We start from the raw sequence: 6747 nt of genomic DNA, 5'->3' as shown, positions 1-6747 counted from the left end.
CACGCTGATGTTCACGTCCAACGGCACGAAGACTTCATGCAACCGTTTCACCAGCTCGGCAAAGTGCGGGTAGTCGCTGCTGGAGAGCGACAGAATGCTGATCTCGTTGAAGCCCGTGCTGCGATAACTTTCCAACGCCGCGTCGACGATTGTGTCGACCTCGCGAATTCGCAGCGGCCGTTTGATCACCGTGCTTTGGCAGAACCGGCACAGGTGCGGGCAACCTCGCATGATCTCGATCGCGATTCGGTCGTGCACGCAGTTGACGTACGGCACAATGGGCTCGGTCGGCAACGGCATGCCATCCAAGTCACTGATCACGCTGGGTGCGATTGTCTCCGGCACGTCATCGCGAGTTCGAACGATCGATCCGATTCGATTGTTGTCGGAGTACTGAGGCTCGTAGAACCGAGGCACATAAGCAAACGGCAATTGCTGAGCCACGCGAGCCAAAGCGTCTTCGCGTTGCTTCCGGCCTTCTTCGCCGGTCACGAACGTTCCGTCGGGCAAGCGAGCTTCTTCACGAAGGCTGAGCCACAACTCGCAAACCTCTGGCAGCGCCGGCTCGCCGTCGCCGGTCACCATCACATCGAAGACGTCGGCCATTGGCTCCGGGTTTTGACAACATGGTCCTCCCGCAACCAACAACGGATCCGCCATCGTCCGGTCAACGGCGTCGAGCGGGATCCCGCCGAGGTCGACCATCGTCAACACGTTGGGCGAGCTGATTTCGTACTGCAGCGACAACCCGATAACGTCAAACTCACTGAGCGGCGTGAACGTTTCGAGCGTGTAGAGCGGCAAGTTGTGCTCACGCAGTTTCGCTTCCATGTCCGGCCAAGGCATGAAGACTCGCTCGGCACACCAATCGTCTCGCCGATTGATCATCGAATACAGGACTTGCAGCCCGTGATGGCTCATCCCAATCGTGTACGCATCGGGGAATCCAACGGCGATTTTCCCGCGTAGTTTCCGATGGTCTTTGACGATGATGTTGCGTTCCCCGCCAACATACTGAGCCGGCGTTTGCACGTGAGGCAAAACGCGAGATTCGAGTTTTAGTCGGAGTTCGTGATGAATCATAAAGTACTGGCACCAAAGACGGATCGAGTGGTCAAGCGACAACCGGATGTCCATTAAAGCGAATCCGGCCGCCGGAGTCATCCTCAGCCTCATTGGGGAATCGGCTGTCGTGGGATAAAACGGAGATTCAAAACGCTGAGCGGCGAGAACGCAGTCCATATCTAACAAAGAACGAAAAAATGAGCGAATACGAAAGCGTCGGCAAGGTTTCCGATTTCGAAGACAACGTGGGCAAAGCGGTCCCCGTCGACGGCCGAATGGTCGCGGTTTTTCGCAAAGGCGACGAATGGTACGCGATTGACGATCTGTGCCCTCACATGGGTGCGTCCTTGGCCGAAGGTCACGTCGAAGACCACTCGGTGACTTGCCCCTGGCACGCTTGGCGATTCTGCATCAAAGACGGCACCTGGGAAGACAACCCGCGAACCAAGGTCGACTGCTTCGATGTCAAAGTCGAAAACGACGAGGTGTGGGTGCGAGAAAAGCCGGACGTGGAATAGCAACGCGTTTCCCCGCATTTGACGCCTGCGTTCTCTGCTCGCCCCCACCGCGAATCCACAATTCAAAACGAATGACGCAAACAATCTTTCTGGGATGGAACCAACCGCTGCTGGTCTCGAGCCTGCAGTGGCTGAAAGAAACCAACGGGCCGAAAACCAAAGGCGACTGGAATTTGTCGCACTTGGATTTGGTGTTCCCCTCCCGCCGCGCGATCGACCGCATGAAGGAGCTTCTGCTTGCGGAGGCCAACGCCGCGAAGCAAACCGTGGATCTCCCGCGAATGCTGACGGTCGGCGACCTGCCCTCCAGGTTGTATGAATCCGACGCGGCGGCATTGGACTTCGAACAAACGTTGGCCTGGGCGCGAGTCCTTGCGGCGGCCAACCAAGATGACTTGAGCGTGCTGATTTCCAGCCCACCGGCGCCCGATGCCGCCGACGCTTGGCTGGAACTGGGTGGCACGATGCGGCGGCTGCACAATTCTATCGCCGCCGAAGGATTGACCTACGCCGACGTCTTAGCAATGTGCGACTCAGCCGGCGAGCGTCGCCGTTGGCAATTCTTCGTCGACTTGATGCAGGCCTATCTCTCGGAACTCGCCGCGGCGGGAAAAGCCGATCCCAACGAAGCCCAACTTGACGCGATTCGCAACAACGCTTGCCGCGCGACTCGGCCGCTGGTGTTGATCGGGACCACCGACATTTCCAAACTACTGGTCTCGATGTTGGCCCAAGTCGAATCGTCCAAGAACTCGGCTGCGATCACGGCTTTGGTGGCAGCTCCCGACAGCCACGCGAAACGATTCGATTCGTTTGGAAACTTGAACGCCGGACGTTGGCAATCTCATTGCTTGCCTTTGCAAGATGACCAACTGATTCCCGCCGGGGACATCTCGGATCAGACCGCTGCGGTGATGGAAACGCTGTCGGAACTGGGCCAGAAATACCGCATCGACCAAATCGCGATCGGCGTCACCGACGAATCGCAAGTCGAACCGATTGAGAACCGCTGTGATTTGTTGGGCGTCGCGACGCATCGTCACTTGGGACACCGCGTCGGTCAAACCGCTGTCGGGCGTTTGATGCACTTGATTGTCACCTACCTGCAACGACGGACTTGGCGATCGTTGGCCGCACTTGTCCGTCACGCCGATGTGACTCGGTATGTCAGCGAGCGTTGCCCTGACCATCCCGAATCGGAAATGTGGCTGCAGGAGCTCGATCAACTTCTCTCGTCCGCCTTTCCCCGGTCAGTCGACGAGCCCCTTCCTGAGGAAGTCCAGCAAACCAAAACAGCCAACCAAATTCGCAACGTTTTGGATCACTGGTTGTCGCCGCTGATTGAAAACACCGAACCACAACCGATTCGGCAATGGAGCGAAACACTTCAAGCGATCTTGCTCCAGCTGCATGGCGAATCCGCTCAGTCGCTGCTGCCGGTGGATCCCGATGCCTCCGAAGAGTCGGAAGAATCGGAGTCCGACGCTTCGATTTCCAGGACCCAGCAAGCCCTGCGTGCCGTTTTCCGATTACTGCACCGATTCGCTGACCTCAGTCCGTCGCTCGATGAGCCGGTCGAAGGTTCCGTTGCCGTTGAGATGCTCGCGTCACGCATGAGCGAAGTGCGTTGGGTCGACGATCCCTCGCCGACTGAAATTGAATTGCTGGGATGGTTGGACCTTGCTCTCGATGATTCACCAGCCCTCGTGGTTTGCGGATTGAATCACCCCTTCGTTCCCGAAGCCCAATCGGGCGACCCGTTCTTGCCGCAATCGCTGCGATCGACACTGCATCAATCCGCCAACGATCGCCGCTACGCTCGCGACGTGCATGCGATGCAGCAATTGCTGACGTCTCGCGAAACGGTGCGTTTTCTCGTCGGTTCGCACTCCGCCGACGGATCCCCCACACCGCCATCGCGTTTGCTCGCCGCGGCGACGCCGGAAGAAGCAGCCAAGCGGGTTTGTGATTTGCTGACGGTTCCACGACCCAAGATCGAGATCGAACCGATCCAGCCACCTCCTGCGGTCAGCGTTGATTCCAAAGCCTTCTTCGCTCCCCCGCCACCGGAACCCGGCCGGACAATCGATACGCTCAGTGTCACCGCGTTCTCTGCCTACCTCGCTTGTCCTTACCGGTTTTACCTGCGACATGTTTTGAGGCTGCGACCGCTGGATGATTCGCCGTTGGAGTTGGCGGCCAACCAGTTTGGCGACCTTGTCCACGGTGCACTCGAAGAGTTCGGAAGAAGCGACTACAAGAACGAAACCGATCCCAAACGCATCGAAGAAGCATTGATTGAAGAGCTTCACCGATACGCGAACAAACACTTCGGCGACAACACCTCCACGACGGTGAAGTTGCAAGTTCGCCAAGCCCAACGACGTCTGAAAACCGTCGCCCTTCGACAAGCTGAACGTGCCGCTGCCGGCTGGCAAATTCACGCGGTGGAAGACGCCGTCGATGAGAAAAAGATCCACCCCATCACCGGCAAACCCAAGACGCCAACAGGCATCAAACTGGACGGCCAGTTCACGGGCTTGCGTGGGCGTTTTGACCGCATCGACTTTCATCCCGAGACCGGGCGTTGGGCGATTCTCGACTACAAAACACACGGTCACAAACCGGATAAGAAACACCTCAAAAAACTGCCCGATGGATCGACTCAGTGGGTGGATTTGCAATTGCCGCTGTACCGTCGTTTCATTCCCGATCTCGGGATCGATGCCGACCCGGTGGATGTTGAACTGGGGTACTTCAACGTGGCCGAAAAAGACACGGAGACGCAAATCAACCTGGCCGAATTCACCCCTGCACAATTTGCCGCCGCAGACGAATTGATCCACCACTGCGTTCGCGAAATTCGTGCGTGTCACTTCGAGCCCAATCCCGACGGCGTCGAGTTTGACGACTATGAAATGCTGATGAACGAGAGTGTGTTCATTCCCATGGACGACGACACGGAGGCCTTCGAATGAGCAACCCATCCGAACACCCTTTGTTTGACGACAACCCGTTTTTCGACGAGGACGCCAATCCTTCAGAACCCGAAGTGCTTCACGATGACGATCGCCTTCCCGAGGACGAATCGCTTCCCGATGAATTGGACTTTGTTGTTGATTCTCCGGCGACGCTCCAGGAAGCTTTCGAGCCAACGTTGGTGCGAGCCTCCGCGGGCACGGGCAAGACCTACCAACTGACCGCTCGGTTGCTGAAGATTCTGCTGACCGGTGCGCCACCAGAAACGATCCTCGCGACCACGTTCACTCGCAAAGCCGCCGGTGAGATTCTCGAGCGAGTCTTGATCACGCTCGGCAAAGCCGCGATCGATCCGAGCGAAAAAGCGATCGCGGAATTGCGACAACAAGTCGGCATCGAAGGCTTGCCGCGTCACGTCTGCGGGCAACTGTTTCATCGCTTGCTGAGAAACATTCACCGCCTGCGCATCTGCACGCTGGACAGTCTGTTCTCGCAACTTGCCCGTGCACTGCCGTTCGAATTGGACTTGCCTCCCGGTTGGCGTTTGACCGACGAGGTCGAAGAAATCTGGTTGCGACAAGTCGCGATTGGAAACCTGATCGAATCCCTGCAACCGGCGGAGACCGAGACGCTGATCTCCATGCTCAGCCGCGGCGATGTCAAACGCAACATCGCTCGCGAACTGATCGATGTGGTGGAGAACACGTACAACCTGGCTCGCCAAGCCGACGTCGAACGCTGGGACCAATTGAAGGTTCCTGAACTGCCCGAGTCCGCTGACATCACACGCACGGCAGGCATGCTTCGATCGGCCGAGGTCCCGCAAAAGTCGCTTGTCAAAGCCCTCGAATCCGCAGCCGACAGCCTCGAAATTCGCGAATTTGGTCCGCTGGTGGAAGCCACGCTGACCAAGAACATCGCCAAAGCACGTTTGCATGGGGAAGAAGTCAAATTTGGACGCAGCAAGTTCCCGCCGGGCTTGGATCCGGAGTTCGACTTGATCTACGAAGTTGCTCGGCATGAATCGCTGTCTTTGCTGCGGGCTCAGAACCACGCCACCGGCACGTTGGTCGACCACTACGACACATTGATTCAATTGGTCAAACAAGCCCAACGGGCACTCGCGTTTGATGACATCGCAGTTCGCTTGGCTGGTGTGTTCACGCAGCTCGACAATCACACACTGCAAGACCGACTCGACGCTTCCATCGATCACTTGCTACTCGATGAATTCCAAGACACCTCGCCGGTGCAGTGGCAAGTCCTTCGATTACTGGCTCAATCGGTCACCGGTGAATCGACCGACTCGTCGTCCAATGTCTTGGATCCCAAACGTTCGAAATCGTTCTTCTGCGTTGGCGATACCAAGCAAGCCATATACGGTTGGCGTGGCGGCGTGGCCGAGATCTTTGATGCTGTCGACAAACAAATCCCAGGCATCATTTCCAAGCAGCAAGACGAAAGCTATCGCAGCAGCAGCGTGGTGCTCGACGCAGTCACAGACGCGTTTCAACATTTGCCTCGTCACCCAATGGCCGAGGGAACGGATCCGCCCAACCCCGCCGACAAGGCGACTTACGAAGCCAAGGCACTCAAGCGATTCGCCAAGCGTTTTCCCAAGCACACCGCTGCGAGAAAATTGCCGGGTTACGTTCAGTTTCGAACCGCGGAATTGAACCTGCAACCACCCGCAGACTCCGACGCCAAATCGAAGAGCAAACCGTCCGCGGCTGAGATCCAAAAGGGGTTGCTGGATGACGTTGCCAAACAAATTGCCGAGCTGCACCACCAATCACCGCACCTGACAATCGGCGTGCTGACTCGCACCAACAGCACCGTCGGTGCACTGATCAATCGACTGGAACACCTCGATGTCGACGTCAGTGCGGAGGGGGGGAACCCGCTGGTCGATTCCGTCGCCGTGCGTTGGATTCTGTCCGCGCTGATGATGTGCGAACATCCCGGCGACGGTCGCTGGCGTTTGCATGTGGCGAGCAGCCCGCTCAAGTTTGCCCTGCCGCTGTCAGACAGCGATGGCAAAGGCGAAGCCGCCGATCAGCTTCGATCTCGAATCGAGGACCAGGGTCTCGCCAAAACGATCCTGTTTCTTGCGAAAGCGTTGATGCCTCACTGCGACAGTCGTGAGAACGTGCGTTTGGAACAACTGATCGAATTGGCAACGCTC

Annotated in this window: 4 protein-coding genes; 3 read left to right on the top strand and 1 reads right to left on the bottom strand. The window is 57.5% G+C overall.

Annotated elements, in window-relative coordinates:
* Positions 1-1083: radical SAM protein (locus RE6C_RS05035; protein WP_039961238.1), on the bottom strand; the 1083-nt coding region annotated here is incomplete at its 3' end.
* A 179-nt stretch (positions 1084-1262) separates the two neighbouring features.
* Here RE6C_RS05035 and nirD point away from each other — a divergent pair.
* The 3 genes from nirD to RE6C_RS05020 all read left to right on the top strand — a co-directional run.
* Complete coding sequence (nirD, locus tag RE6C_RS05030; RefSeq protein ID WP_008654473.1) at positions 1263-1583, top strand: nitrite reductase small subunit NirD; 321 nt, start codon at positions 1263-1265, stop codon at positions 1581-1583.
* 71 nt (positions 1584-1654) lie between these two features.
* Positions 1655-4561, top strand: a complete 2907-nt coding sequence (locus tag RE6C_RS05025) for a PD-(D/E)XK nuclease family protein (RefSeq protein ID WP_008654472.1) — start codon at positions 1655-1657, stop codon at positions 4559-4561.
* Positions 4558-6747, top strand: a 2190-nt coding sequence (locus RE6C_RS05020; RefSeq protein ID WP_008654470.1) for a UvrD-helicase domain-containing protein, incomplete at its 3' end; no start/stop codon positions are given. The genes RE6C_RS05025 and RE6C_RS05020, both read left to right, overlap by 4 nt.

Origin of the sequence: Rhodopirellula europaea 6C (assembly GCF_000338295.1) — a bacterium.
Lineage (GTDB): Bacteria > Planctomycetota > Planctomycetia > Pirellulales > Pirellulaceae > Rhodopirellula > Rhodopirellula europaea.
Note: the sequence above shows the minus strand (reverse complement) of the source record. Positions and strands in the feature narration are given on the sequence as shown.